Below are 24,139 nucleotides of genomic sequence, written 5' to 3'. Positions count from 1 at the left end.
CCATCTGTTGTATACTGACGAGGCTGGCCCGAATTGGCGCCAGCGGAGCTTGATAATTCAAGATTGGGGCTGATCGGTTTCGACGGTGACCTGTTCGTCGCAGGGAAGCGTGCCGAGAACGCGGGGGTCCGCTCGTTAATGTCCTCCCGCAAACAACAAGTGCTAAATCTAACCGCACTGAGTTCGCTCTCGCTGCCTGAGCTTCGCGCCAGGATTAACCAGTGAGCAGCTGCTCCGTTCACTCCCCTTCGCCTTCGGGGGGATGCTGAGCGTCATTAAGAAGACTTGCCTGAACTGCCGCGCCACAGGGCGGTTCGGGGACTTTTACTGCGGCTATGCCCGCCACCGGTTGTCTGCGACACAGGTGGGGGCAGACAGATAGCCACAAAGGCCAGCAGACTACGCACGTAGAAGACTGAGGGTGCGGTCACCGGACCGGGGTTCAATTCCCCGCAGCTCCACAAGACAAGGGCCAGCCGGGGGTAACTTGGCTGGCCCTTTTCATACCGCTTTACGGTTCAAGATTCCATTTCTCCGCATTTTTTAGTGCATCACAGTGTCAACAACCTTATTCATGAATCTCAGGTCAACCTCGTTTCTTTATTCGTAGAGTTAAAATGACTCCAGAATAACTCCACTTGGAGCACTAATGGTGTAATTTTGGAGCTAAAGAAGACTAATAGAGCAATTGGAGCAGGTGAAAGTAATGAAAGAGACAGTGAGAATTCAAATTCGTACCAGCGAGGATATGAAGCGTCGAGCCTCACAGCTTTTCGAAGATTTAGGCCTTGATCTCGGCACGGCTATTAACATGTTTCTCTCTCAGTCCCTGCGCGAAGGAGGACTTCCATTTCGCTCCCAACTTTCCAAATTTGACAGGGAAATGGAGGAAGCCGAGGCTTCACCGGTCATCCACACGGGTGGCGTAGAGAATATGAAAGATATCATCCATCACGTATGAGTTTGCATATATGCAAAAATTCCTGCGTGATGTCAAGAAAATCAAGAAGAAGCATTTCGACTTAAGCAGACTCGATCAGGTACTCCACGACTTGGCTGACTACAATTCAGCACTGCTTAAGCGCAAATACCGAAATCATTGGTGGAAAGGACGCTGGTCTAAATACGAGGAGTTGCATGTCGACGCGGACAGGCTCCTTGTGTACAAGCGCGACAAGAACCGAACGATTCTTACCTTGATGACAACCGGCAGTCATGGCCAAACATTGTGACATTACTGAAAGCCTCGGCAATCGAGCCTTGTTCCGAATGACACGAATCACTGTAATCGTGGCCCAAATTTGACTGTACATTTGTATCTACTTCAAAGTTAAAAGTTAATCGTCCACTGAACCCTGAGAGATTGATTTATCATAACGAGGACCGGTATTTTCGAGCATTCAGCATGCATTTAGTGCATTGCCTAGGGCTGGCCTATCCCACGGAGAACTGCCCGTTGATGAATATGTCACACTCAGCCATGGCCGAAATCAATGCTTGGCAAGACCGCTCAACTACACATCGCGGACCCAACAATTAAAGCTCGCTGCCGATCATTCGCCTATAGCGCCTTGCAAAATGGCCATGGGCGAGCGCTTCAAAGCAGGCCGCGCCGTCAGCATAGTCGCCAGTGACCCGACGACGATGATCGGCAACCCGCATATAAGGAAGAACTGCCAAGGAAAGACTATGAACAAACTGTGGACAAGAGGCCAGTAGACCATAGCTGTGCTCAGTCCGACCAGTCCGGTGCCGCCTGCTGCGATGATAATGCCTGTAGTCATCACGATGGTGCCGTCCAATGTGGATATAGCAGTAAGCTGCTGCGGGTTTGCCCCAGCGATTGACAGGAGCGCCAAATCAAGGTCACGATCCCGAGCGGCGATGGCGAACCCCGCGATCACGCCGACCAGGGCGACCAGCAGCGCTGCCCAGAAACCATAGAGCAACTCCAAAGTCCCGCCCGCTGTGGCACTCGGTATTCCCGGCACCTTGTTTATGGCGACGGTACTGGTGCCTCCGGCAGTCAGCAGACCGCCGACCAAAAACATGCAGGCGGTCAACGCTATGACCGTTGAGCCGAATGTCGTGTCTTTGCTTCTGACCACAGCCTGTGAACGCGCTACCCGCCAGACGGCAGACGATGACGGCACCAGAGCAGTCCAGAGTTGAGTGACCCTGCCTATAACCGGCCCACCAGCGCGAGCCAAGGCTATCAGCAGCAAGAGAATGGCGAAAAGCGGTCCACTTCCAACGGCACTTATGACCGCCCGGACTTGCTTAGGATCCAAGGATACAGAGCCGCTGTGCGAAAGATAGGCAAAGACAGGCAACGGCAATAGCAGCAAGGCCAGCCCAAGGAAAAGGGCCACAAGACCACGTCCATGTCTCGGCCGTTCAACCGATTCGCTCTCCTCAGCACGGTGCACCATCCGGACTGGTGTCATCTTTCCCAAATCCCGCAATGTCCGGCTGGTCGCCAAGACGGCCGTGGCCAATCCCACTGCAAGACCAGTCAGGGCAGACCTGGGAAATCTGTGCCAGGTAAAAGCGAAATGTACCGACATTCGCATCCCGGTGGAATACCAATCGAGGATCCTTCCAGCCAGCGCAGGTGAAAGAGCCACGGCAATAAGGGAGGCCGGCAGAAGCAAAATCATCACCTGCAAAAGCGTAAGCACCAGGACCTGCTTAGGCGTAGCTCCCAGCAGCGAGAGAAGGGCCAGCCCCTGCCGACGTTGGCGAATTGATGCCTGCAGGGTTTGCTTGATCACCAGACAGCCGAGCACAATGACCGTGAGGAAGACCAGACTCAGGGCCGAAGCCAGACTCTTAGCAGGATCCCTGGTCTTGACCGACAGACCTTGGTAATAGCTGTTGACTCCCATGCTCACACTCATGGCACAGAGCAGAGTTTGCGTGACCACAAGAACGATAAAGACGCCAGCCCAAATGCCGCTATTGGCTTTCAGATCACGTAAGGCCCAAGTCATGATTCATTCACCTGCCACATCCTCGTGCGTACACCCTGCTAGATCCCTCTATTTATATGAATAGCCGATCGGCGGGGGAGACAACATCCGGCAAACCCCTGAAACGACCCTGAATTAACCCTGATTCCTTCTTACAATGAACCCTCGGCCGCTCCCTTGCTATTCAACTATCAGGGTGTTGCCCCGTGCTATTCTGATGGCCAGAATCTGATTCAGGTTCCCGGACGATGGTCAAGTACCCGGACAGCGACAAGACTTGCCGGAAGGGAACCATGTCCTCGTGGATCATACTTATACTCGCTGGCATCTGCGAATCGGTCTGGGCCACCGCCCTAGGCAAGTCTCAGGGTTTTACCAAAATCGTCCCTGACATCGTATTTATCGTGGGATTGATTCTGAGCATGGTGGGTCTGGCCTTTGCCATGCGCAGCATCCCTACCAGCACGGCCTATGCGATCTGGGTCGGCATCGGAGCTGCCCTGACCGTTCTATACGCCATGGCTACTGGATCGGAGCCTGTTTCACTCGCCCGCATTCTGCTCATCATCGGTCTGGTCGCCTGCGTGGTCGGACTCAAGATCGTCAACTGAGAACAGCCTATCAAAGCAGAAATATCCAGCAGCAGAATCAATGAAGAAAGGAATCGCCATCATGACCGCAACAATACGGCAATGCACCTCGGATGATGCCGGGCTGATATGTTCCTTGGGCATGACTACCTTCCGTGACACCTTCGCCGCCGACAACAGCCAAGAGAACATGGAAGACTACCTCCTGCATTCCTTCTCCTCCGAACTGGTCAAGTCGCAATTGTCTGAATCTGAATCCGTCCTTCTCCTGGCCAGCGTGGATTGCACGCCCGCAGCTTACATGCAGCTCAACACAGGGAAAGCCCAGACCGAGCAGTTCGGTGACACTTCAATAGAAATCGAGCGGCTCTACGTCCTATCGGACTTCAAACGCCAGGGACTGGGCACACTGCTGGTCAATCAGGCCTTCGAACGAGCCAGGAACCAGAGACTGAGCAAAATTTGGCTGGGTGTATGGGAGCACAATGAACCCGCTCAACGTTTCTACCAAGCCATGGGCTTCAAACGGACCGGCGAGCACACTTTCACCTTGGGCGCTGACATTCAGACCGACTGGATCATGACCGCAGCAATCAATTAATAGCTACCTCTGTGCAAACACGAGGCACCGAAAGCCACAAAATTGCGGATGGCCTCCGGTGCCGCTGTTGACAACAGCAAAGGGCTATTGCGAAACTGCTTACCTCTTCACTATCACCCGGTCTTTGTAGAGATCTTCGCTCGACAAAGACCGATCCATTCACTAATCATCGAGAATCATGGATTCGAAACGCTTGCTGAACTTCATTACCACAACCGCAACAACAATTTCCAAAGTGCCAATGATCAGGAATAGAGGAAGTTGCTGATCCAGCGACTTCAACCTTCCATAGACGACCAGCATGATGGCGGTACCGATGGCTGCAGACAATGTTAGTGAGGTCTGCATCTGCGTCTCGTAAGACTTCGGAGCAATTGCAGCAACAGTTGAGTTAGCTGCAACACCGTAGGGGAATCCACCGAAATTGCTGACCAAGTAATAAACCAGCAGCCATACCACCGAGTATTTTCCGGCGTGAGGATTGAGCACGACAGTCGGCACAATCAGGAGGAAATTGGCGATGCCGGTGAAGAAGAAACCAAAGCAGAGACGACTGCTCGACTTCCAACGCTTGCCCAGGTCGGTGACCCAGAACCAGCTGAAGAAGAGTCCTGAAAGCAGAGAAATAATACCCACAATAGTCGTGAAGGATCCTGGTGCGATTTCGATACCGCCAAACTTACGGTTGATACGCTGATCCAGGAACATCAGCAGGGTGGTGCCTTGGATGGCGTAGTCCACACCAATTACAATTTGCATGATCAACAGGGGAGTCACTGCGCGCAACCTATGCCGTTCAGTACTGCTGATGCGCTTGGAACGCCAGATAATGGCAAAGAAGAGAATCGCCACCACGAATGTGCACGAACTGACAGTATTGGCCAGGCTGTTCACACTGACCTTCTTGGACAAGAGCAGCACGGCTATGAAAGCAGCAATGACAACCAGGGCCACCAGTGCGATTAGACTGTAGCGCTTCTTTTCTTGGGCGCTCAAGGGCCTGGACGGCTTTGAACCCAAGGATCCGAAGAAACGATTACCGGGCAAGCCGATAATAGCGGCATAGAGTAGGGCCGCGACCGCCCCGATAGCAAAGCCGTAATGATAGTTGACCAGCCCCAGTTGAGCAGAAATCACAGGAGTGATAAAGCCCGCTATGTTGTTGGCGATAGCATGAATAGCGAAGGCCCCGTCACGGCGACTGTCATCGCGATGGAAGAGCATGCCGGTCAACGAGGCGTTGGAGGCACCGACGATAGGAATGTTCATGAGGACCATGCCCACTATGGCAAAAGCCCGACCCTGACCGATTGAGAATGCAGGGATAGCAAGAAGGCCACAGGACAGCCCCTTGGTGATATTGCCGATGACCAAAGCCTTGCGAGCGCCAAAAACTCGATCAGCCAACCAGCTGCCCAGTATTTCGAACATGGAATTGATGGCCGCCACGATGGCTATAAGCTGGGCCGCCTCACCCTGGGTGAATCCCAATCCCTTGGTCCAAGGCTTGTAGAGATAGTAAATCATCACAGCCCCGTAAGAGGCCCAGCAGATGGAGTTAAAAAGGTTGCCCGTGGCCAGTATGCCAATACCCTTGGGGTAACCGAAGAAGGAACGATCTGCTCTTAGATGTTCCAATTCCTCCTCTTGATGATGGTCGACCTTGAGACCGGACTCATCGACCACCAGGTTCGAATCCTGCTGGTCCTTGTCTGACTGCTCGTCGACATGTTCCGATGATGTTGCCATACGCTTCTCCTCGCTTCTCAATGGTGTCGACCCTCGTTGTTCGGCACCCTTTTGCTCTGCGTGGAACCACAGGCTGTTCCACTTGGAACGGTAAATCTTCAGCCCTTTGGACGTAGGTGCAAAGAGAATGGGAAAAGGTGGACATTTCTCGGTAATGCCATCTGGCCAATACCCGACAAGGCTCCCCTGGCAGGTCGTTCCTTGCTCAGAAAGCGCACCATTGCAAGGATTAGGAAGACATAGAAGCTAGCCAGAACAACTCCAAACCAAAGGCACAAGATTGTCCACCCATTCGACGATTTCCCCCACCTTCATAATCAGGCTTCCATCCATAGACTGATGAGGTAAGGCGCACCAAGGCGTCGGGGCAGAGCGGCGCCGACGGATCGGAGACGACCCGACGGAAAGCATGACCGACAAAATCCGCCTGTCAACGGAGGAAGTAGGTAATTCATCATGACATCATCCATGCACACTGATCAGGACTGCGTCGATGAGGCGGCCCGTCAGATCTACATCGGCAACACGGGCACCGTGGACTTCGACCTGAAACTGCCGACCGAAGGGGTGGAGGGAACCACCATCGAGTGGACCAGCAGCGACGATCGATGGGTGAACCCTCAAGGCAAGGTCAATCAGCCCGAATACGGCCTAGGCGACCGGAACGTAACCCTGACCGCGACCGTCACCAAGGGCGGCGGCGAGGCCCAGCGCAGCTTCGATGTGACCGTGTTGCAGATGCCCAACAAGATTGAAGTACGCAAGGTCTACCCCATCGAGATCAAGGCGCGCAAGGGCATCACCTACTATTTGCCCATGTTCACGGCTGTGCTGACCAAGGACGGCGAGAAGGTCTCCCAGCGGGTCAACTGGGACGAAGGTGTTGAGCAGAGGGATGAACAGACCGGCGAACATGACTTCCAAGGATCCATCGACGGCAGCGATATCCGTGTGCAGTGCAAGGTTCAGGTGATTGACGAAGACCCCGAACAGCCAGTGGATTCCAGGCCTAAGGTCCGCCGCGTGCCCATCTCCCGGGTGCGGCTCAACGGTGATGGAATGCTTGCAGGCAACCAGCGTCGGCGGATAGCCTTCCTGAAAACTCTGGACGACGATCAGCTCTTGGTGGAGTTCCGCCGGGCCGCCCACCTGGACACCAAGGGAGCCAAGCCTATGATCGGCTGGGACGCTCCGGACTCCAACTTGCGCGGCCACACCACCGGCCACGTCCTGTCCGCATACGCCTTGGGGTATGCCGCTACCGGCGACGAGGACATTCGGACCAAACTGACCTATCTGGTCGACGGGCTGGCCGAGGTCCAGGCCGCCTTTGCAAAGAGCGGAGCCACCAAGCCGGGCTTCCTGTCGGCCTACGACGAGAGCCAGTTCGACAAGCTGGAGCAGTACGCGCCCTACCCCACTATCTGGGCGCCCTACTACACCCTGCACAAAATTCTGGCTGGGCTGATCGACGCCTACCACTTCGCCGGCAATGAAACGGCTCTGCGCGTGGCCTCGGACCTGGGCGACTGGGTCTATGACCGCGTCCACCGTCTCCCCCACGAGCAGCTGCAAAACATGTGGAGCATGTACATCGCCGGCGAGTTCGGAGGCATGAATGAATCCCTGGCCCACCTGTACGCCATCACCGGACGTAAGGAGCACCTGGAGGCCGCTCGCCTCTTCGACAACGACCGTCTCATGGTCCCCATGCGTCAGAAGGTGGATGCACTGGGCGGGTTGCATGGCAACCAGCACATCCCCCAGGTCATCGGTTCGGTGGAACTCTTTCGCCAGACCGGGCTGCCCTACTACTTGCAGCAGGCCGAGTTCTTCCTCAAGTCGGTCATGGGCCATCACATCTACGCCATGGGCGGCACCGGTCAGGGCGAAATGTTCCAACAGCCCGACGTGATCGGCGCCCTGCTCAAGGACAACACCGCTGAGTCCTGCGCCTCCTATAACCTGCTCAAGCTGTCTGCGCTCCTGTTCTCCTTCGACCCCGATCAGGAGTATGCAGACTACACCGAGCTGACCACACTCAACCACATCGCCGCCAGCACCGACCATGTACCCCAGGGCGGCAGTCTCTACTTCTTCCCCACTCAGCCGGGCGGCCACAAGGAATTCGATGAGGAGAACAGCTGCTGCCACGGCACCGGCCTGGAATCGCACTTCTACTACGCCGATGGAGCCTTCTACACGGACGAGACGACCCTGTGGATCGAGCAGTATCTTCCTTGCAGCCTGAACGACATCGACCAGAAGATGGCCCTGAGCGTGGATGTGGACGACCGCTACCCCGAGAAAGTGACCATCACCATAGAGGCCCTGGACAGGCCGCGCCTGGCCCTGCGCATTCCCGCCTGGACCCGCAGCAGGGTCCACATTGACATCGACGGAACCCCGGTGTCCCAGGTTCTCATGGGCGCCGACCCGGCTGTGGCGGTCCTTGATGCGAGCGCCTGCGGTCTGAATTCCTGGTCAGGAACCACCATTACGCTGACATTCGATCCGACCATCCGGCTGATCGGCACCCCGGACCGGCCTTCCCTGGCCGCCGTGGCCTGGGGGCCCTACGTGCTTGCCGCCTTGAGCCCCAGCACTGATATGCAGAGCCTTGACATCGACCGGAAGGATCCTGGGTCCGCCTTCGAGCGCCAGGGCGAGAAGCTGGTCTTCCGTCACCGGGACAGCGGCCTGGAATTCGTCCCCCTCTGGACCATTGACGAAAGCCAGCCATATCATGCCTACGTCGAAGTGGCCAGCCACTGACCGCGTCCTAATAAGGCCAAGGTTTCAGCTACAGGGAGGACGGTCAGCACGGATCAGGCAATCATCACCAGTTTCCCCAACGATGCGGCGGTCTTCAAATCCGCAGGGCGCTTTATCGGCACCCCCGGATGGATCCACGAGCGCCGCACCGTCGACAGCTTTGAGCTGATCCTGGTTGAAGAGGGCCTCCTCCCGCTGACGGTAGCCGGGCGGCATCATGATCTGAAGGCAGGCGGCCTGTTGCTAATTCCGCCCGGAACTCCTCATGAGGGCAGTCGACGGCTGGGACAGGAGCCGCTGACCTTCTACTGGGCCCACTTCACCTTGCCTGACTGGCACAAGGTTCAAGGCCTGCCTGACGAACCGAGGGATGGAAATGACCAGGGAGCGGCACGCGTGGTGCTGCCCCTGGATTTTCGTCTGGCAGACAACAATCGGTTAACCGTCATGTTCAACCAGCTGCTTGACATCTACCAGCGCACCTACCCGGATCCCAGCCCCTACTGCAGCTATTTCATGACCTGCCTGCTCATGGAGATCGCCATGGGAAGGCCCGCGCCCAAGGGCCGTCAAGAAGCTGACGACGAGGACAGCACCCTCCAGAAGGTCCAAGATTGGATCCGTATCAACGCCTGCGACCGGATCAGTGTTGCCAGCGTAGCAGAAAACTTCAACTATTCGCCCTCGTACCTGTCGACCATCTATAAGCGGCGGTTCGGCATCGGTATCACCGGACAGATCAGGCGGATCCGCATCGAACGAGCTCAGGAGCTGCTCCTGTCGACCTCCATGGGCGTCAGACAGATAGCCGAAGCCTGCGGATATGACGACCCCAAATATTTCATGCGCGTCTTCAAACGGTTCTCCGGCCTGACCCCAACCAGATACCGATCCAGCTTTTCCCAGCGACACTACAACAACGCCTGAAATCTTTAGACTAAAAGCATGAGAATCGTCATACAGCGGGTCAGCCGTGCCAGGGTCGATGTGGTCGACGAGCAGGGGCAGCAGGATCCAGATTTCAAACCCCAGAGCATTGGCATGGGCCTCTTGCTCCTGGTGGCCGTTCAGAACGGGGACGGGGCTGACCAGGTGGACTATGCCGTCCGCAAGCTGACCCGGATGCGCATCTTCGCCGACGAGAAGGGCCGGATGAACCGGTCAATCCTTGATTGCGGCGGCTCCATCCTTTCCGTCTCCCAGTTCACTCTTTACGCGGATCTTCGTCACGGCAACCGTCCCAGCTTCATGGCTGCGGGAGAACCCCAACACGCCCAAAGCGTCTGGAAGGATCTGAACCGAGCTTTGGAGGCAACCGGTGTGCCGGTTGCCGCCGGACGCTTCGGCGCCCACATGCGAGTGGATCTGGTCAACGACGGACCGGTGACCATCCTGCTGGACACCGACAGATTGATGAAGCCGGCAGCTCCTTCAGCGACTATTTGACAATGGGCCTCAGGGGCGCCGACACATCCAGCTGATGCTTGTCGCCGATCTTGGATGGATCGTTGATGATCTTGTCGACTACGGCCTGCTTGAGCTTCAGGTCAGAGCCGTCGCCCCAGATGATGACATGTTTGCCCTGGTCCAGCTCGGTGGTAATGGAGTCTTGGGTTTCCGCAGTCACCTTGGTCACCGAATGGCGCATGGCCTCGGGCATGGTTGACAGAATCCGCAGGGTCTGCCTGACCGCCTGATCCTTCTGGGCACGCTTGACGGTAGCCACCTGGATGACCGGCACCCCCCCGACCGGCTTGGACACAGTATTGAGCACCCTCCCCTGTCTGTCGACGGCCGTCAGTTTGCGCTGCGCATCCTTGAAGACCGCAGTAGGCTCCTGGGCATCGAAGGTCACCTCCAGACCGTGCGGAAAACTCTTGCTGACCTTGGCATCGGTCACCCCGGCCATGCCGCTGATCTCCTGCTCTACGCCATTGGTGGAAATCAGCAGCAGAGAGCGATCCCCCTGATTGGCCACGATTGAGACCACTCGATCGTTGGACACCCAGGCATTGCCGCCGCTGACATTGATCTTGTCGGTCTGCAGGCGAAAGACCGGCGAAAGAAAGAGCAGCCATGCCAGTCCTGCTATCAGAGCTATAACCAGGAGGACTACACCTGTCCGGATCAAGACCAGCCTGCGGCTGACCTTCTTCTTTTCGCGCACTCGGGCCTGAAAATCCAGAACCTTGGGCCGGACGAAGATCCCCAGACCCTGGTCCTCCTGGTCGGTGCCTATTCTGCCCGAGACGGGTCGGTCCGGCGGTATGGCCCGGGCATCGACGAATCCTTCGGCCGAACTTGTCGAATGAGAAGTCGCGGATTTGGATGCCACAGACTTGGAGACTGATGCGCTACTGCCTTTTACCAGCGAGCGGGAGGATGATGAGGCGGATCTGGCGCTACGAGTCCGTGAGCCGCTTGTATTCTTGGAACGACTCGGACGACCCTTGAGACGCTTCGAACCTTTGAGAGACCTTGACCGCCTAAGGCGTCTGCCCTCACTGCCTGTTTTTTCAACCTTGGACCGGCTGGCCTGTACCGAAGCATCTGAGACGGTTGACTCGCCCGATCTAGCTGTTCTGCCAGTCCGCAGTCCTTCTTCCAAAGGCTTGGTATGTCCAGACCTGGCCGTCCGTGCGGCCTTGGCAGCCCGGACGGCCTTGGTTCTGGACGAGGCTCCGCTGGAGGCGCTGCGGCCCTTGCCGGTCTTCACTGCTTGTCCCGTTCAGCCAGCCTGTCAAGAATGACCGGCCCCATGTCTGTGACGTCACCGGCGCCTACGGTCAGGATTACATTCCCCGGCTCCGCCCGCTCGGCCAGATCCAGAGCTGCCTGATGCATATCCGGGCAGGCCCGGAAGACGGCCCCGGTCGACCTATTCCCAGTATTCTGAGACTTCTGGTCCGATGCCTTGCGGGCTGCGGCAGGGATGGTTCCGGCATCCACGCCCGGAAAATCGCTGGCCAGCTCACGGGCGGGGAAGATGTCAGTGACCGTCACATCGTCCGCCAGGGACAGAGCGGCAGCGAAACGGTCGGCGAAGATGGCGGTGCGCGAATACAGGTGGGGTTGGAAGAGCACCCTGATGGTCCGGCCCGGATAACGTCGTCTGGCGGCGGTCAGCAGGGCGGCGATCTCCGTAGGATGATGGGCGTAATCGTCCACTACGGTGACCCCATGCTGGCATCCGCGAACCTCGAAGCGTCGAGAGGCCCCACGGAAGTCGGCGGCGGAAGCGGAGGCCGTATCAGGATCCATCCCCAGCAGGATGGCGGCGATGATGGCTGCGGCGGCATTGCGGGCGTTGTGGATGCCGGGAATCGCCAAATCCACCTGCAGATCGAGAGGCTTGCTGACATCCAACCCTGCCGCCTGGAGCACTTGCGCGGGGAGAGCCAGACGGCAATGTTCACGGCCGCTGCCGCTGCTCTCGGACTCGGACCCGATGCGGACCAGGCCCAGAACCCCAGGCAGGGAGTCAATGCTCAGCCGGGGATCTGATGCATAGACGATGATCTTGGCGCGGCAGTCCCCTTGCAGCCGCCGCAACACCTCCAGGGCCCCCTGGTCGTCCCCGCAAACCACCAGGAAACGTCGGGCATGCCGGGCATGTTCCACAAAGGCCTGGTGGAAGGCATCAGCCGTGCCGTAGTGGTCCAGATGGTCGGGCTCCACGTTGGTGATGACGGCGATGTCAGGAGTGTACTTGCCAAAGCTGCCGTCGGACTCGTCCGCTTCGGCCACTAGAACCCGTCCGGCTCCCACGTGCCCGCCGTCCATGGGTCCCTGGCTGCTCTGGAGGCTGCCCCCGATGGCATAGCTGGGATCGGCCAGATCTCCTCGGCCGCCATTGGTCAGCAGGTGAGCCAAGAGCGCACTGGTGGTGGTCTTGCCATGTGCTCCAGCCACGGTGACCGAAATCCTGGAGGCCATAAGCAGGGCCAGAATGTCGCTGCGATGGACCAGCCGGGCACCCGCGTCACGAGCTGCCAGAATCTCGGGATTGTCAGGTTTGATGGCACTGGACCAGACCACCGTGCGGGCCCCGGCCACATTGCAGGCTTCTTGACCGATGGCGACCCGGATTCCCAGCTGACGAAGGCGTCGGGTCTTGTCCCCCTCAGCACGGTCGGATCCGGAAACTTGCACCCCCTCTTGGTGTAGCATCTCGGCCAGTACGCTCATCCCTGCCCCGCCGATGCCGATGAAGTGTGTAGGTCCCAGATCCTTGGGGTCGCGCACTCCGGCCTGAGCCAGGGCAGGAAGGCAGGGGTTCAGGACCGGCAGGGACCGGTCACCGCCATCCTGCCGACCGGGCACTGTATTCAATTCATGCTTGGGCACAGTAGTTGCATCTCCTCCAGCAGTTCATGACCATCCAGGACGGTCGCCCGTCGCCTGCCTCCATTATGCCCGATTAGGCCCTCCCAGATTCCTTGCGGGCAAGGTGTTGGTCAGCCATGGTCAGGATCTGCTCGGCCATCACCTGGGCGGCATCGCGAATCCCGTACTCCCAAGCCCCTCGGCGCATGTCAGCCAGCCTATCCTCGTCGGCCATAAGAGCAGGGACATGATCAGCCACCCATTTAGCATCCAGGGCCGCATCGTCCACCATGAGCCCTCCCCCGGCATTAACGACCGGCTGCGCGTTGAACCGCTGCTCACCATTGCCGATGGGCAGGGGCACGTAGACGGCCGGCACGCCCAGGGCGGCCAGCTCGCTGACAGAGCCTGCACCAGCTCTGCAGACCACCAGATCAGCACAGGCGAAGGCCAAATCGATCCGTTCCAGGTATTCAGCCATGTGATAGTCCCCTTGGCCCCGGTGAGCCGGGTCCAGATCGTTGATGGCCCCATCACCCAGGTCAGCCGCAACCTGCTCCCTGACCTGGTCGGCCTTGCCACGACCGGTCAGATGGATTACTTGGGTTCGGTCCAACAGCTGCCGGGCTGCGCCAGCCACCGCCTTGTTCAGGCTGAGCGCTCCCAAGGATCCCCCAGTCACCAACAGGATGGGCCTATCGGGATCCAACCCCAGAGAATGCGCAGACTCCCGGCGGGCTCCTGCAGGGTCAGCCTCCATCTGCTTGACCAGTCGGGCGATGGTCGGCCGCAAAGGCAAACCCACGCGGCGCACTGGCACACCGGCTCGGGCTCGAATGCCTGTGTTCTCATAGGCAGTACCTACGAAATCGGCCCAGCGGGCACCCAGCTTGTTAGCCATGCCCGCCCGGGCGTTCTGCTCATGGACGACGATGGGCAGGCCCAAGTTCCGTGCAGCCCTGTAGGCCGGCGCTGAGGCATAGCCGCCAAAGCCGACCACCAGTTCGGCCGACCGATCCTGCAAATACCCTCGGACCCGCTGCACCTCACGTCGCCAACGTCGGGGGAAGTCCAGGGCGGCCTTGCCGGGACGACGAGGGAAGGGAACCTTCTCAATCAGGTCCAAGGGAAATCCAGCAGCTGGCACCAGGTCATGCTCCAGCCCGACAGCGGTGCCGATCACGCTGACAGCCGCCTGGGGACAGCGCTCCCGAATAGCCGCAGCCACACTGAGCAGGGGGTTGACATGCCCTGCCGTCCCCCCGCCGGCCAACACCAGATGGGGACCAATGCCTTTTCCGGCATGCTCCTGGGCAACCCCAGGCATCCCTTTCTCGGTCCTCGTCGCTGTCGTCATCCGCGAATCCGCTTCCTTTCCGCCATGTCCATTCCGCATCTCAGGACCCGTCCGTGGCTGCCATCACGTCCGGTTGGGTCCGAATCATCTTCAGAGCCACCCCGGCCGAAGCCAGACAGGAGATCAGGGCGGTCCCTCCGGCCGACACAAAGGGCAGGGGCAGCCCGATGACCGGCAGCAGGCCCAGAACCACGCAGATGTTGATCAGAGCTTGGCCCACCAGCCACACATCCAGGCAAATCAGCACCATGCCCGCATACCGGTTCCTGGTAGTCAGGGCGATTCTCAGCATGCACCAGCCCATGACCACGAAGACCAGAATAAGCATGGCCGCCCCTACAAAGCCCAGCTCCTCGCCGATGACAGCAAAGATGAAATCATTGTGCGCCTCAGGCAAATAGTTCCACTTTTCCCTGGAGTTGCCCAGTCCGACCCCGGTCAGACCCCCCGAGGCCATGGCGTACAGTCCGTGGATGGACTGGTAGCAGACCCCTTGAATGTCATCAGCCGAGCACTTGCCGTAGGCGGCCATGATCCGCTGGGTCCGGTTGCTGTTACCGTAAACCGAAAAACCGATGACTGCAGCCATCCCCAGGACTGCCAGGCTGAGCAGCCAACGCAGGGGAAAGCCCGAAACCAGGAAGGCCACGAAGCCAATGATGACGATAATCATAGCCGTTCCCAGGTCCTTGCCCAGCATGATCAGCAGAAAACTGACCACAAATCCAGTGGCCGGCTTGGCATAGGCCTTGGCCAGGCTCTTCAAGTTGGAATCCTTGCCGACCTGCCGCTGGGCTTCGATTAGGGCCTGGGGCAGCCACAAGCACAGGGCCAGCTTGAGCAGCTCAGCTGGCTGCATGGAGATGCCCCCCACCGAGATCCACCCCTCATTACCGTTAGCAGAACGCCCAAGCGGAGTGCGGGTCAGCAGCTGGACGCCCTGGCTGGCGATCAGGAACCAGGTGCACCAGCTCCTGTAGTGGTCGATGCTGATCCTCAAGGCCAGTAGAGCCAGCAACAGCCCTATCACTGCGTATATGCTCTGGCGAATGACCTGGCTCCAGGGTGAGCTGCCCTGGGCCACCAGATCCACAGCCGAGGAAGAGAAGACCATCATCAGACCGAAAACGGTGGTGGCGACGACCGTAGCCAGAAAGCCGTAGTAGCACCAGAGCGGATTGAGTATAGCCCGCCAGCCCCGGTAGTCCCCCTTGCCGCCAGATACCCGGGAGGGAGCCGTGTGCGGATCAGTGCCGCGCTTCATGCTCGTGGACCCATTGCGTTGCCTGCTCAGCAAACTGGTCGCCCCGGTCGGCATAGGATGCGAACTGATCCATGGAGGCGCAGGCAGGTGCAAGCAGAACCACCTGACCGGGCCGCGCATAGGAACCGGCCGCACGAACGGCCCGGGCCATGACCTGGTCACCGGCATCAGGATCAATCATGGTAACCGGCAGATCGGGCGCCTGGTCCTTGATGGCCTGGACCATAGGCTGCTGATCCTGGCCGATGATCACGGCTGCTGCCAGCTTGGATCTGCGAGACCGGACCAGATCGTCGAAGCGAGCGCCCTTGGCCAGCCCACCGGCCAACCAGATCACCTGGCCGTCATGATAGCTGGCCAAGGAGGCCTCAGCGGCATGGGCGTTGGTGGCCTTGGAATCGTCTACAAATCGGATGGCCTGCGAACCCTGGCCCAGGGTGGCCACGGTGCTGATCCTGTGGTCGCCGGGCGTGAAAGCGCGTATGGCCTCGATGGCCGCGCCGACCCGGGCCCCAGCGCCCAGCGCCAGAGCCAGAGCGCAGAGCGCATCAGCCAGCAGATGGGGATAGACCGTGCCATCAGGCTCGCACAGGTCCGTCAGATCGGCCACCCGGACCAGCCTGACGCCCTCCTCAAGGTCCTGACCGGTCAATCCGCTATGGTCCACGACCCAGCCGTCCTCCACGCCCAGTTGTCCAGACTCGGGCCGGCCTAGGGTGAAGCCCGCCCGTCGGCAGCCTGGGGCTGGCTGTGCCTGTCTGGCCAGGTCGGAGACCCGGGAGTCGTCGGCGTTGTAGACCAGGGCCTTGCGCACCCCCCGGTAGATGCGCGCCTTGTCGGCCGCATAGGCCTCGAAGCCCCCGTGCCAGTCCAGGTGGTCGTCGGCCAGATTGGTGATGGCCGCGCACTCCAGGGCCGGCGAGAAGGTGAAATGCAGCTGGAAGGAGCTCAGCTCCACGCAGAGCATGTCATTGTCGGGATCCAGGACGGCTGTGGAGACGGCCTTGCCGATGTTGCCAACCGCAGGGGCCGTAACCCCGCTGGCCTGCATCATGGAGGCGACCATCCTGGTGGTCGAGGTCTTGCCGTTGGTGCCGGTGATCCCGATCCAAGGCGCTGGCCGACCGGTTCGCGCTGAGGGCACCCGCAGCATCCAAGCCATCTCCACCTCGCTGACCACGGGGATGCCGCGACGCTGCGCCTCAAGGATAAATGGGGTGCGCGGATTGAAGACAGGAGAAGCCATGACCAGGTCCACCTGGCTCCAATCCACCTGGTCGAAGTCATGGAGATCGGCCTGCGGAGCGCGCTGGTCCACAGTGGTCACCCCGGCCGCCCGACCTTGCAGGGCTGCGGCCACGCTCCGTCCGGAAATGCCCAGCCCGGCGACCAGTACACGCTTCTGGCTCAAGTCCATATTCATGAATACCTCATTCCGCTAGCTCCGGCACCTGCTTGGCATGATACCGGCTGCCGAAGTCCGGTACCGTGAATGGACGCGCTCAGATGGGCAACCCGGAGCGGACCACCCAGTCGGCATAGAAGCAGACCAAGGCCAACAGGACGAAGATCAGGTCCACCATCCAGAACCGGACAACCACCTTGGACTCCTGCCAGCCCATCAGCTCGAAGTGGTGGTGGATGGGCGCCATCTTGAAGACCCGCTTGTGGGTGAGCTTGAAGTAGCCCACCTGGATGACATCGGAGGCGGCCTCTCCCACGAAAAGCCCGCCCAGGATGACCGCCAGAAGCTCGGTATGGGTGGCGATGGACAAGGCTGCGAAGAGCCCACCCAGAGCCAGGGATCCGGTATCGCCCATGAAGATGGAGGCTGGGTTGGTGTTGTACCAGAGGAAGCCGAAGCAGGCCACAGCCGCACAGCAGGCGATGATGGCCAGGTCCAGGGGATCAGAGACCGCATAGGCATGGCCTGGATGGCCGCCACCCTTCAAGTGATAGCTCTCCCAGAAGGCGATAACCGTGTAACCCACGAAGGCGATCATAGAGGAGCCTGAAGCCAGCCCGTCCAGACCGTCAGTCAGGTTGACCGCATTGCTCCAGGCCGTCATCAGCAGATTGACCCAGATGATGAAGAGCACCACGGACAGGACGCTGCCCGCCATTCGGAAGTCGATGATGGGCTGCTCTACGAAGGATATGCCCGCTTGGGCGCTGGGGTAGCCGTTTTTGGTGGGCAACTTCAGAGCCAGCACCGCGTATATGGTGGCCAAAATAAACTGGCCGATGAACTTGGCCCTGACCGACAGACCCAGGTTCTGCTTTTTACGCACCTTAGCGAAGTCGTCGATGAAGCCCAGGAAGCCCATGGAGAGCATGGCGAACAGGACCAGCAAGGCCGACAGGGACACGGACTCCCCCCGCGACAGGTAACGGTAGAGCGCCGAGGCTGCCCAGCCCAGCAGAATAGCCAAGTTGATGACCAGCCCGCCCATGGTCGGGGTGCCGCGCTTGACCAAGTGGGACTTGGGCCCGTCCTGGCGGATGTACTGGCCGTAGTGCAGGCGGTGGACCAGTCGTATCAGCAAGGGGGTCCCCGCCAGCGTCACCACCAGGGCGACCAGGATTCCGATGATGAGGGCAATCACAGTGTGTACTCCAACTCTTGGATTCTGTCCTTGAATATTAGACCCCGCTGCGGGGATGCCAGTAGATTCATGGCTCAGCCCTGCCACCGGTCGGCCAGATCGGATAGGCCGGACATATGCGAGCCCTTGAGAAGGACAAGATTCTTCCCGCCCGAATGCTTGGCGCACAGGCGGCGAACCATCTGGTCAGCCTGGTCAGCGTCCTGGGCAAAGAGGACCCGCATGACCCCAGGCTGATCCTCGCTTGGATCGGATGGGCCGCCGGCACCACGGACCAGGGCTTGGACCAGACCGTCCATCTGCTGATTCCGGCAACCCACTGCGACCAATGCATCAATGCCCTGACGACGGCAGTAGGCACCGATCTCCTGGTGCAGCTGCTCCCCTCGATCGCCCAGTTCAAGCATGACCCCCAGTACTGCTATCCGATAGACCGTGCCATCGGATCCTCTCCAAGCGGCCAGAGCGTTTAGACCGGCCCGCACGGAGTCGGGATTGGCGTTGAAGGAATCATCAATCAGGGTGAAGGAGGCATCCGGCAGCTGGACCGAAGATACAGCCATCCGATGTGGGCTGATCCGCTGTTGTCGGCCCAATTCATCGGCGATGCGCCCTGCGTCCAGCCCTAAGGCGTGGGCCACCGTGGCGGCGGCCAGGGCGTTCATGACATTGTGCCGTCCCGGAATGCCTAGACGCAGCCGAATTGGTTGCTGACCACGCAGACGCAGCTCGAAAGCCGGCCTGTCCAGGCTGTCACTGTCCAGATAGCGAGCCGAACCGTCCAGGTCGCGGTCCTGCCCGCCGTCTTGAGCGGCCATGCCAAACTGCAGAACGGGCCCAGAGGCCAGGTCAGCCATGGCGGCCACCCGGGAATCATCTGCATTGAGCACAGCAGTCCCACCCGGCACCAAGCCTTGCACAATCTCGCTCTTGGCCTGGGCGATGCGCTCCACGGAGCCGAATTCGCCCAGGTGGGCTACTCCGACCTTGAGGACCAGGGCCATGTCCGGGGGAACCATTCGGGTCAGACCTGCTATCTCGCCCACGTGGCTGGCACCCATCTCCGCCACCAAGTAGCGGGTGTCCGGCCCTACCTCCAAGGCGGTCAGAGGAAGGCCGATCTCGTTGTTGAAAGACCCAACCGGGGCCACCACAGGGCCCAGCATGGCCAACAAGGAAGCCAGCAGATCCTTGGTCGTAGTCTTGCCGACAGAACCGGTGATGCCGATGACCGTGAAGGGGCCCGGGGCATCACGCCGAAGGTCCATGTTGGTCCGTGCCAGCATCCCCAGGGCAGCAACCGTATCATCCACAAGAATCTGCGGCAGGTCAGCGTCCGGAACGAGATGGTCGACCAGAGCCGCGCGACAGCCTTTGGTCCCCAAGCCGGGAACATAGTCATGCCCGTCCACGTGCTCGCCCTTGATGGCTACGAAGAGTCCATCGGCCCCCGCCTGCCGGGAGTCGGTCACCACCCGCATGCGCACGGACCGACGGTCGGGTTCGCGACCAGGATCGGCCTCAACCAGCCGACCGTGCACATATTCGACGACCTCTTCCAGGGTCATGGGCATGGACCCGGCCCCTACAGACTGACTCATCCTCACCTCTCAGGACATTTCGCGGGAGACGCGCAGGGCGCTCCTGATGTTGTTGCGTTTGACACCGGCGGCCATGGTCATGGCGATGCACAGGGACAGATCGTCGCTTTCTGCATCCGCGGGTAGTGACTGGCGGGCCAGCCCATCTGATTCCTCGTTGCGCCGGGCCACGATGGTGTGCCCGCCCAGGTTGAACCCGTATCGACGGGCTTTGGAGATCAGGCGCACGTGCCGCATATCACGGGTGGAGCCTTCTTGGGCACCCAGGGCCACCACATCCAGGTCCACAGCCTGGAGGGCATCCCTGGCCAGAGTCTGCTCATCCACGGAGATGACCATGGCGGCCGCCCCGTCCTCTAGAGCTATGGAGAGACTGCGTTGCACATCGAACATGCTCAGGGGGTATTCCAGGTCCAGTCGCCGATCCAACGAGTATGAACCCTTAGAGCTGAGAATGCCAACTGGATTGCCCAGCACGTGCAGAAAGTCGGCCAAGAGATCCACCTGATCCTGCACCTGAGAACCGACCAAGCCGAACACAGCCAAGGCTCCCGAAGGGTCCCCTGCGGTATTGGCAAGCAACTGGCCCATCTGCCAGGCATGCATGGTGCCGAAGAGCAGAGGTATGCGGGCTCGTCCCACCTCTTGACGGGCCGAAGTCGGTAGCAGAGCTGCATAGGCCCCACGACGCTCGGCCTCCTCGATCATGCCCTGGTCCACCTGTTGGCCTGCAGGTACGTACAAGCTGCCAGGCCGCACTGAAGGCAGATCATCCACCAATGAGGTCACCGTAACTGGTTCAGCGAAGTCGGGGACCAAGGTAAGCCCATAGCGCCCTTTGAGCTGACCCAGGGTCAACCGTCGGGAGATTGATTCACTCAGCGCACTCATGCTGCAATCTCTCCTTTGTCCGGGAACGCCATGATGCCTGCCGGTATCACCATGTTACCGGGATAGCATCGGTTCTGGGCGTGGACGTAGGGACCTGGTATTTCTGCATAAGGAATTCACCGATCTGAGCGAAGATGGGACCAGCGGTGACGCCGCCGAAAATCCCGGCACTGCCCTGGGGATTCTTCAGCACTACGGTAATCACGAAGCGGGGATCGTCAGCGGGCAGTATACCCACCCAATCGCTGACGATGCCACTCAGTTTGCCGGAACTGTCGGCCACCTCGGCGGTTCCGGTCTTGGCAGCTATCCTGTAGCCTTCTACCTTGACCATCTTATCGTATTTCTCTGACACTGACTCCATCGCGTTCATGACCTCAGCGGCCACCTTCTCGTCCACGACCCTGACCTGATTGGTTTTTACGGCGCCCTGACCACGGATGATGGTCTGGTCGGAACGGACCCCCTTGTTGGCCAAGGTGGCGATGGCATTGGTCAGCTGGACGGCATTGGTGGCATAGCCCTGACCGAACAGAACTGTGTTGCGGGTGCGCCGGTCCCAGGTCTGAGGCGTGGTCAGCAGTCCCTTGGACTCCCCCGGCAGACCCAGGGCCGATACCTGGCCGATGCCGAAGCGGGTCAGATAGTCGTAGCGCTTCTGGTCCGGGTAGTTTTGGCCTGCCATGACCATGCCCACGTTGGAGGAATTCTGCAGAATGCCGGCCAACGTCCAATGCTCGTCCCCATGGTTGAAGGAATCCTTGTATTGCTGCTTGTCAACGGTGATGTGATCGGGCACGGTAAAGCGGTCGGTCATGGAGTGCACCTGCTCCTGGAGCATGCCCGCAGCTGAGATGGTCTTGCCGACCGAACCGGGCTCGAAGGTCTCCGCCACCGCCCTGGAGGAGTTAACCTTGGCCTGATCGCTGCCAGCCTGGTAATCGTCGGTATCGGCCAGCGCCAGGATCTCGTTTGTACGGGTGTCCTGAACAACTGCCAGAGCCCAGTCCGCATGATAGTTCTGGCAGCCTGACTTGAGGGCCTGACGGACGTACCAGAGCACGTCCTGATCGATAGTCAGTCTCACATCCTTGCCGTTGACTGGATTGCGCTGACGGGTCATGGTTCCAGGAATCTCCTGGCCCAGCATCCCCTGCTGATAGACCGTATAGCCGTCAGTGCCGGTCAGCCGCCGATTCTCCATCTGTTCGATCCCGGCCACACCCTTGCCGCTGTCGTCAATGCCTCCGATCAGGGCTCCCATCAGATCCGCATGCGGATAGGTGCGTTCACTGCTCAGTTCGGCTGTGATGATCCCCTGCAGCCCCAGTTTATCGATGGAACGCTTGACCTCAGGAGTCACCCGCTTGGCCAGGACCACGTACCGTCCAGGGACGCTGAGCTTGCCGCCCAGCTCCATGGCGTTCATCCCCAGAGCCGGCGCCAGGAGGCGTGCTACGCCGGCAGCACCGTCAGCGCCAACCGGATGGCCCTTGATGCTGTGGCAGTCGCTGCCGGTGCGCTTGGTGCAGTTGATAGGTATGAAGGAGGCAGCCGCCTCGGGGTCACCGATGATGTTGTATCGCTCCAGGTTCTGTGCCAGCACCCGGCCATTGACATCCAGGATCCGGCCACGCTGGGCCTTGATGGTGTGCGGCACAGTGCGACTCGCCGCAGCAGCCTGGGCCATGGACCTTCCGTCAAAGAGTTGGATGTAAGCCAATTTGCCCAGGGCCAGAGCAGCCACCAGGATCAGAATCAGGCCCACAGACAGCGAACGCTTACAGAAGGACAGGTGCCAGGAGCGCTTGGTGCCCTTGCCGCTCATGGATGCCCCACCCTGCCCTGAGCATCCTGAGGGGGCTTGTAGCCCTGCAAATCGATGGAGTTCAGACCCTGCTGGGGCTGCATGCCCAACTGCTGGGCCTTGTCCGGCAGGGAGGCCTGGAGCTGGTCGAGCTTGTTCTGGTCATCCTGGACGTCCTGGTTGAGATTGCTGATCTCACGCTGGATCCGGGTGGCTTCGAAGGAATCCTGGACCATCTGGGTGCGCAGCATCAGGGAGCCGAACATACAGGCCGCCAGGAAAACCACCGAGGTCATGATCCGCAGCAGGGGATTGCCCCGGGTCCGAGTCCAGCCGATCAGACGCCGGGCCCCCTCAGCCACTGGACCTCGTTCCGGCTGGCGCGCCTTGCCGGTCTTGCCTGTGCCCTTGATCAGACTGAGCTCGGGCCTGGTGGGCATCTCCTGGATACGGGGATGGCCCTTGTCCGGGGAGGCCTTGGAACGGACCGAACGTGCTGGCATGGTCATGACCGGCGCCTCGATTCCGAACCGTGACCCACGCGGCGATGGCGATCAGCTGAGACCTCACCACGGGCCTCGGCCTGAAGCCGACGACGACGCTCTTCAGGGATGGTTCCGATCATCTCCACGGCCCGCAGGCGCACGGAGGCGGACCGGGGGTTGCGTTCCCGCTCCGCCGCGTCTGCCTTGATGGCCCCATGAGTCAGATCCGACAGATAGGGACGGGCCTGATCGGGCACCACCGGCATGCCAGCCGGCAGGTCCACATGCAGACCAGGTGCCATGAAGCGCTTGACCATGCGGTCCTCCAGGGAGTGATAGGACTCCACGACCAGACGACCTCCCTGGGCCAGCCGCAGAATGGCCTGGGGCAGGGTGCGCCTCAGACGGTCCAGCTCCCCGTTGACCTCGATGCGCAGGGCTTGGAAAACCCTCTTGGCCGGATTGCCCGGAGGACGGTGGCCGCGCGGTACTGTCCTGTCGACCAGACGGTCCAGCTGGGCCGAGGTGGTCAGCGGCTGCTCCTGCCTGGCCTCCACGATGGCCCGGGCGATGCGTCCTGCATAGCGTTCCTCCCCATACCGGGAGAAGATGTCGGCCAAGTGCTCCTGGTCATACTCGTCCAGGACCTGTGCGGCCGTCAGCTCCTGGCTGGTGTCCATGCGCATGTCCAACGGAGCATCCTGCCGGTAGGTGAATCCCCTGTCGCGCTGATCGATCTGCAGGGAGGAGAGCCCCAAATCCATGAAGACCAGGTCCACCTGGCCTACTCCCAGTGCGTCCAATTGCCGGTCCAGCTGGTCAAAGGGTGCATGCACCGGGGTGAAGCGGTCAGCCAGGCCCTCGTCGCGCATCCGGCCTGTAGCCAGATCCAGGGCCTCAAGATCCCTGTCGATGCCAATAAGACGGGCCTCAGGGCAGGACTTGAGGAAGGCGGTGGCGTGACCAGCCAGGCCCAGCGTGCAATCCACAGCCACGGCCCCCGGGCGCTCCAAGGCGGGCCGGGCCAGCGCAAGGCAGCGCTCCAGCAGGACCGGACGGTGGACCATGCCCCTGTCCACGGCCTCCTGATCGGGAGGATTGCGATTTTCCATGAG

21 protein-coding genes, 1 other RNA gene and 1 riboswitch are annotated in these 24,139 nt (G+C 60.0%); of the genes, 8 read left to right on the top strand and 14 right to left on the bottom strand.

The genetic code is table 11. The annotated features are described in order from the left end of the window. Positions 1 to 65 precede the first annotated feature (65 nt). The 3 genes from ssrA (at position 66) to ACUIAI_RS01950 (ending at position 1,232) form a co-directional block, all read left to right on the top strand. Positions 66 to 464: a transfer-messenger RNA gene (ssrA, locus tag ACUIAI_RS01960) on the top strand. Positions 465 to 706: 242 nt separating this feature from the next. After that, positions 707 to 961 carry a type II toxin-antitoxin system RelB/DinJ family antitoxin gene (locus ACUIAI_RS01955; RefSeq protein ID WP_445342468.1) on the top strand — a complete coding sequence of 85 codons (255 nt, stop codon included), beginning with the start codon at positions 707 to 709 and terminating at the stop codon, positions 959 to 961. A 10-nt stretch (positions 962 to 971) separates the two neighbouring features. Beyond that, a complete protein-coding gene (locus tag ACUIAI_RS01950) occupies positions 972 to 1,232 on the top strand; it encodes a type II toxin-antitoxin system RelE/ParE family toxin (RefSeq protein ID WP_445342467.1) in 261 nt (86 codons plus the stop codon). Positions 1,233 to 1,553: 321 nt separating this feature from the next. On the opposite strand, the gene ACUIAI_RS01945 is transcribed toward ACUIAI_RS01950, so the two are convergent. Further along, complete coding sequence (locus ACUIAI_RS01945) at positions 1,554 to 2,927, bottom strand: FtsX-like permease family protein (RefSeq protein WP_445342466.1); 1,374 nt, start codon at positions 2,925 to 2,927, stop codon at positions 1,554 to 1,556. 266 nt (positions 2,928 to 3,193) lie between these two features. Beyond that, positions 3,194 to 3,257: riboswitch (guanidine-III (ykkC-III) riboswitch) on the top strand. Positions 3,258 to 3,265: 8 nt separating this feature from the next. Between ACUIAI_RS01945 and ACUIAI_RS01940 the strand changes: the two genes are divergently transcribed. After that, positions 3,266 to 3,583 carry a DMT family transporter gene (locus tag ACUIAI_RS01940; protein ID WP_198176677.1) on the top strand — a complete coding sequence of 106 codons (318 nt, stop codon included), beginning with the start codon at positions 3,266 to 3,268 and terminating at the stop codon, positions 3,581 to 3,583. Between the two features lie 61 nt (positions 3,584 to 3,644). After that, positions 3,645 to 4,163, top strand: a complete 519-nt coding sequence (locus tag ACUIAI_RS01935) for a GNAT family N-acetyltransferase (protein WP_445342465.1) — start codon at positions 3,645 to 3,647, stop codon at positions 4,161 to 4,163. A 162-nt stretch (positions 4,164 to 4,325) separates the two neighbouring features. Here ACUIAI_RS01935 and ACUIAI_RS01930 read toward each other — a convergent pair whose 3' ends face one another. Beyond that, a complete protein-coding gene (locus ACUIAI_RS01930; RefSeq protein WP_445342464.1) occupies positions 4,326 to 5,912 on the bottom strand; it encodes an oligopeptide:H+ symporter in 1,587 nt (528 codons plus the stop codon). Between the two features lie 456 nt (positions 5,913 to 6,368). Here ACUIAI_RS01930 and ACUIAI_RS01925 point away from each other — a divergent pair, with 456 nt between their 5' ends. Continuing rightward, complete coding sequence (locus ACUIAI_RS01925) at positions 6,369 to 8,687, top strand: beta-L-arabinofuranosidase domain-containing protein (RefSeq protein WP_445342463.1); 2,319 nt, start codon at positions 6,369 to 6,371, stop codon at positions 8,685 to 8,687. 24 nt (positions 8,688 to 8,711) lie between these two features. Here ACUIAI_RS01925 and ACUIAI_RS01920 read toward each other — a convergent pair whose 3' ends face one another. Continuing rightward, complete coding sequence (locus tag ACUIAI_RS01920) at positions 8,712 to 8,906, bottom strand: hypothetical protein (RefSeq protein ID WP_110412602.1); 195 nt, start codon at positions 8,904 to 8,906, stop codon at positions 8,712 to 8,714. Here ACUIAI_RS01920 and ACUIAI_RS01915 point away from each other — a divergent pair. Together ACUIAI_RS01915 and dtd are read left to right on the top strand one after the other, a co-directional pair. Next, positions 8,820 to 9,614 (top strand): AraC family transcriptional regulator, encoded by a 795-nt coding sequence (locus ACUIAI_RS01915; RefSeq protein ID WP_445342792.1) that lies wholly within the window; start codon positions 8,820 to 8,822, stop codon positions 9,612 to 9,614. The two genes, ACUIAI_RS01920 and ACUIAI_RS01915, sit on opposite strands and share 87 nt — an antisense overlap. 18 nt (positions 9,615 to 9,632) lie before the next feature. Continuing rightward, positions 9,633 to 10,133 (top strand): D-aminoacyl-tRNA deacylase, encoded by a 501-nt coding sequence (gene dtd / locus ACUIAI_RS01910; RefSeq protein WP_445342462.1) that lies wholly within the window; start codon positions 9,633 to 9,635, stop codon positions 10,131 to 10,133. Here the strand turns inward: dtd and ACUIAI_RS01905 are convergent. From ACUIAI_RS01905 to rsmH, 11 genes are all read right to left on the bottom strand, one after another. After that, entirely contained in the window at positions 10,126 to 11,403 is a 1,278-nt protein-coding gene (locus tag ACUIAI_RS01905) for a cell division protein FtsQ/DivIB (protein WP_445342461.1), read from the bottom strand. The genes dtd and ACUIAI_RS01905 overlap by 8 nt on opposite strands. Then, a complete protein-coding gene (murC, locus tag ACUIAI_RS01900) occupies positions 11,400 to 12,875 on the bottom strand; it encodes a UDP-N-acetylmuramate--L-alanine ligase (protein WP_445342791.1) in 1,476 nt (491 codons plus the stop codon). Before murC ends, ACUIAI_RS01905 begins: the two co-directional genes overlap by 4 nt. Positions 12,876 to 13,107: 232 nt before the next feature. Then, entirely contained in the window at positions 13,108 to 14,340 is a 1,233-nt protein-coding gene (locus ACUIAI_RS01895) for a UDP-N-acetylglucosamine--N-acetylmuramyl-(pentapeptide) pyrophosphoryl-undecaprenol N-acetylglucosamine transferase (protein ID WP_445342790.1), read from the bottom strand. A 70-nt stretch (positions 14,341 to 14,410) separates the two neighbouring features. Continuing rightward, a complete protein-coding gene (locus ACUIAI_RS01890) occupies positions 14,411 to 15,634 on the bottom strand; it encodes a peptidoglycan glycosyltransferase FtsW (RefSeq protein ID WP_445342460.1) in 1,224 nt (407 codons plus the stop codon). Then, positions 15,618 to 17,057, bottom strand: a complete 1,440-nt coding sequence (murD, locus tag ACUIAI_RS01885; RefSeq protein WP_445342459.1) for a UDP-N-acetylmuramoyl-L-alanine--D-glutamate ligase — start codon at positions 17,055 to 17,057, stop codon at positions 15,618 to 15,620. Before murD ends, ACUIAI_RS01890 begins: the two co-directional genes overlap by 17 nt. Positions 17,058 to 17,136: 79 nt before the next feature. Continuing rightward, positions 17,137 to 18,240: a phospho-N-acetylmuramoyl-pentapeptide-transferase gene (mraY, locus tag ACUIAI_RS01880; RefSeq protein WP_254476986.1), complete on the bottom strand. Its 1,104-nt coding sequence runs from the start codon at positions 18,238 to 18,240 to the stop codon at positions 17,137 to 17,139. A gap of 74 nt (positions 18,241 to 18,314) precedes the next feature. Further along, positions 18,315 to 19,841 carry a UDP-N-acetylmuramoyl-tripeptide--D-alanyl-D-alanine ligase gene (locus tag ACUIAI_RS01875; protein ID WP_445342458.1) on the bottom strand — a complete coding sequence of 509 codons (1,527 nt, stop codon included), beginning with the start codon at positions 19,839 to 19,841 and terminating at the stop codon, positions 18,315 to 18,317. 9 nt (positions 19,842 to 19,850) lie between these two features. Beyond that, positions 19,851 to 20,732, bottom strand: coding sequence for a UDP-N-acetylmuramyl peptide synthase (locus ACUIAI_RS01870; RefSeq protein WP_110412594.1), 882 nt, complete (start codon positions 20,730 to 20,732; stop codon positions 19,851 to 19,853). Between the two features lie 46 nt (positions 20,733 to 20,778). After that, a complete protein-coding gene (locus ACUIAI_RS01865) occupies positions 20,779 to 22,560 on the bottom strand; it encodes a peptidoglycan D,D-transpeptidase FtsI family protein (protein WP_445342457.1) in 1,782 nt (593 codons plus the stop codon). Beyond that, positions 22,557 to 23,048 carry a hypothetical protein gene (locus tag ACUIAI_RS01860; RefSeq protein ID WP_445342456.1) on the bottom strand — a complete coding sequence of 164 codons (492 nt, stop codon included), beginning with the start codon at positions 23,046 to 23,048 and terminating at the stop codon, positions 22,557 to 22,559. The genes ACUIAI_RS01865 and ACUIAI_RS01860 overlap by 4 nt, the downstream gene beginning before the upstream one ends. Next, entirely contained in the window at positions 23,045 to 24,136 is a 1,092-nt protein-coding gene (gene rsmH / locus ACUIAI_RS01855) for a 16S rRNA (cytosine(1402)-N(4))-methyltransferase RsmH (protein ID WP_445342455.1), read from the bottom strand. Before rsmH ends, ACUIAI_RS01860 begins: the two co-directional genes overlap by 4 nt. Positions 24,137 to 24,139: the final 3 nt, after the last annotated feature.

The organism is Bifidobacterium sp. ESL0827, from assembly GCF_052606685.1.
The sequence above is the reverse complement of the archived record's forward strand: the minus strand, read 5'-3'. Positions and strand labels throughout refer to the sequence as shown.

Excerpts from the sequence above, each read along its gene's own strand:
- ACUIAI_RS01890 (WP_445342460.1), bottom strand. The coding sequence starts at position 15,634 with ATGAAGCGCGGCACTGATCCGCACACGGCTCCCTCCCGGGTATCTGGC.
- ACUIAI_RS01875 (WP_445342458.1), bottom strand. The coding sequence starts at position 19,841 with ATGAGTCAGTCTGTAGGGGCCGGGTCCATGCCCATGACCCTGGAAGAG.
- murC (WP_445342791.1), bottom strand. The coding sequence starts at position 12,875 with ATGAGCGTACTGGCCGAGATGCTACACCAAGAGGGGGTGCAAGTTTCC.
- ACUIAI_RS01950 (WP_445342467.1), top strand. The coding sequence starts at position 972 with ATGCAAAAATTCCTGCGTGATGTCAAGAAAATCAAGAAGAAGCATTTC.
- ACUIAI_RS01930 (WP_445342464.1), bottom strand. The coding sequence starts at position 5,912 with ATGGCAACATCATCGGAACATGTCGACGAGCAGTCAGACAAGGACCAG.
- murD (WP_445342459.1), bottom strand. The coding sequence starts at position 17,057 with ATGAATATGGACTTGAGCCAGAAGCGTGTACTGGTCGCCGGGCTGGGC.
- ACUIAI_RS01865 (WP_445342457.1), bottom strand. The coding sequence starts at position 22,560 with ATGAGCGGCAAGGGCACCAAGCGCTCCTGGCACCTGTCCTTCTGTAAG.
- dtd (WP_445342462.1), top strand. The coding sequence starts at position 9,633 with ATGAGAATCGTCATACAGCGGGTCAGCCGTGCCAGGGTCGATGTGGTC.
- ACUIAI_RS01955 (WP_445342468.1), top strand. The coding sequence starts at position 707 with ATGAAAGAGACAGTGAGAATTCAAATTCGTACCAGCGAGGATATGAAG.
- ACUIAI_RS01895 (WP_445342790.1), bottom strand. The coding sequence starts at position 14,340 with ATGCCTGGGGTTGCCCAGGAGCATGCCGGAAAAGGCATTGGTCCCCAT.
- ACUIAI_RS01870 (WP_110412594.1), bottom strand. The coding sequence starts at position 20,732 with ATGAGTGCGCTGAGTGAATCAATCTCCCGACGGTTGACCCTGGGTCAG.
- ACUIAI_RS01925 (WP_445342463.1), top strand. The coding sequence starts at position 6,369 with ATGACATCATCCATGCACACTGATCAGGACTGCGTCGATGAGGCGGCC.
- ACUIAI_RS01940 (WP_198176677.1), top strand. The coding sequence starts at position 3,266 with ATGTCCTCGTGGATCATACTTATACTCGCTGGCATCTGCGAATCGGTC.
- ACUIAI_RS01920 (WP_110412602.1), bottom strand. The coding sequence starts at position 8,906 with ATGATGCCGCCCGGCTACCGTCAGCGGGAGGAGGCCCTCTTCAACCAG.
- ACUIAI_RS01935 (WP_445342465.1), top strand. The coding sequence starts at position 3,645 with ATGACCGCAACAATACGGCAATGCACCTCGGATGATGCCGGGCTGATA.
- rsmH (WP_445342455.1), bottom strand. The coding sequence starts at position 24,136 with ATGGAAAATCGCAATCCTCCCGATCAGGAGGCCGTGGACAGGGGCATG.
- ACUIAI_RS01860 (WP_445342456.1), bottom strand. The coding sequence starts at position 23,048 with ATGACCATGCCAGCACGTTCGGTCCGTTCCAAGGCCTCCCCGGACAAG.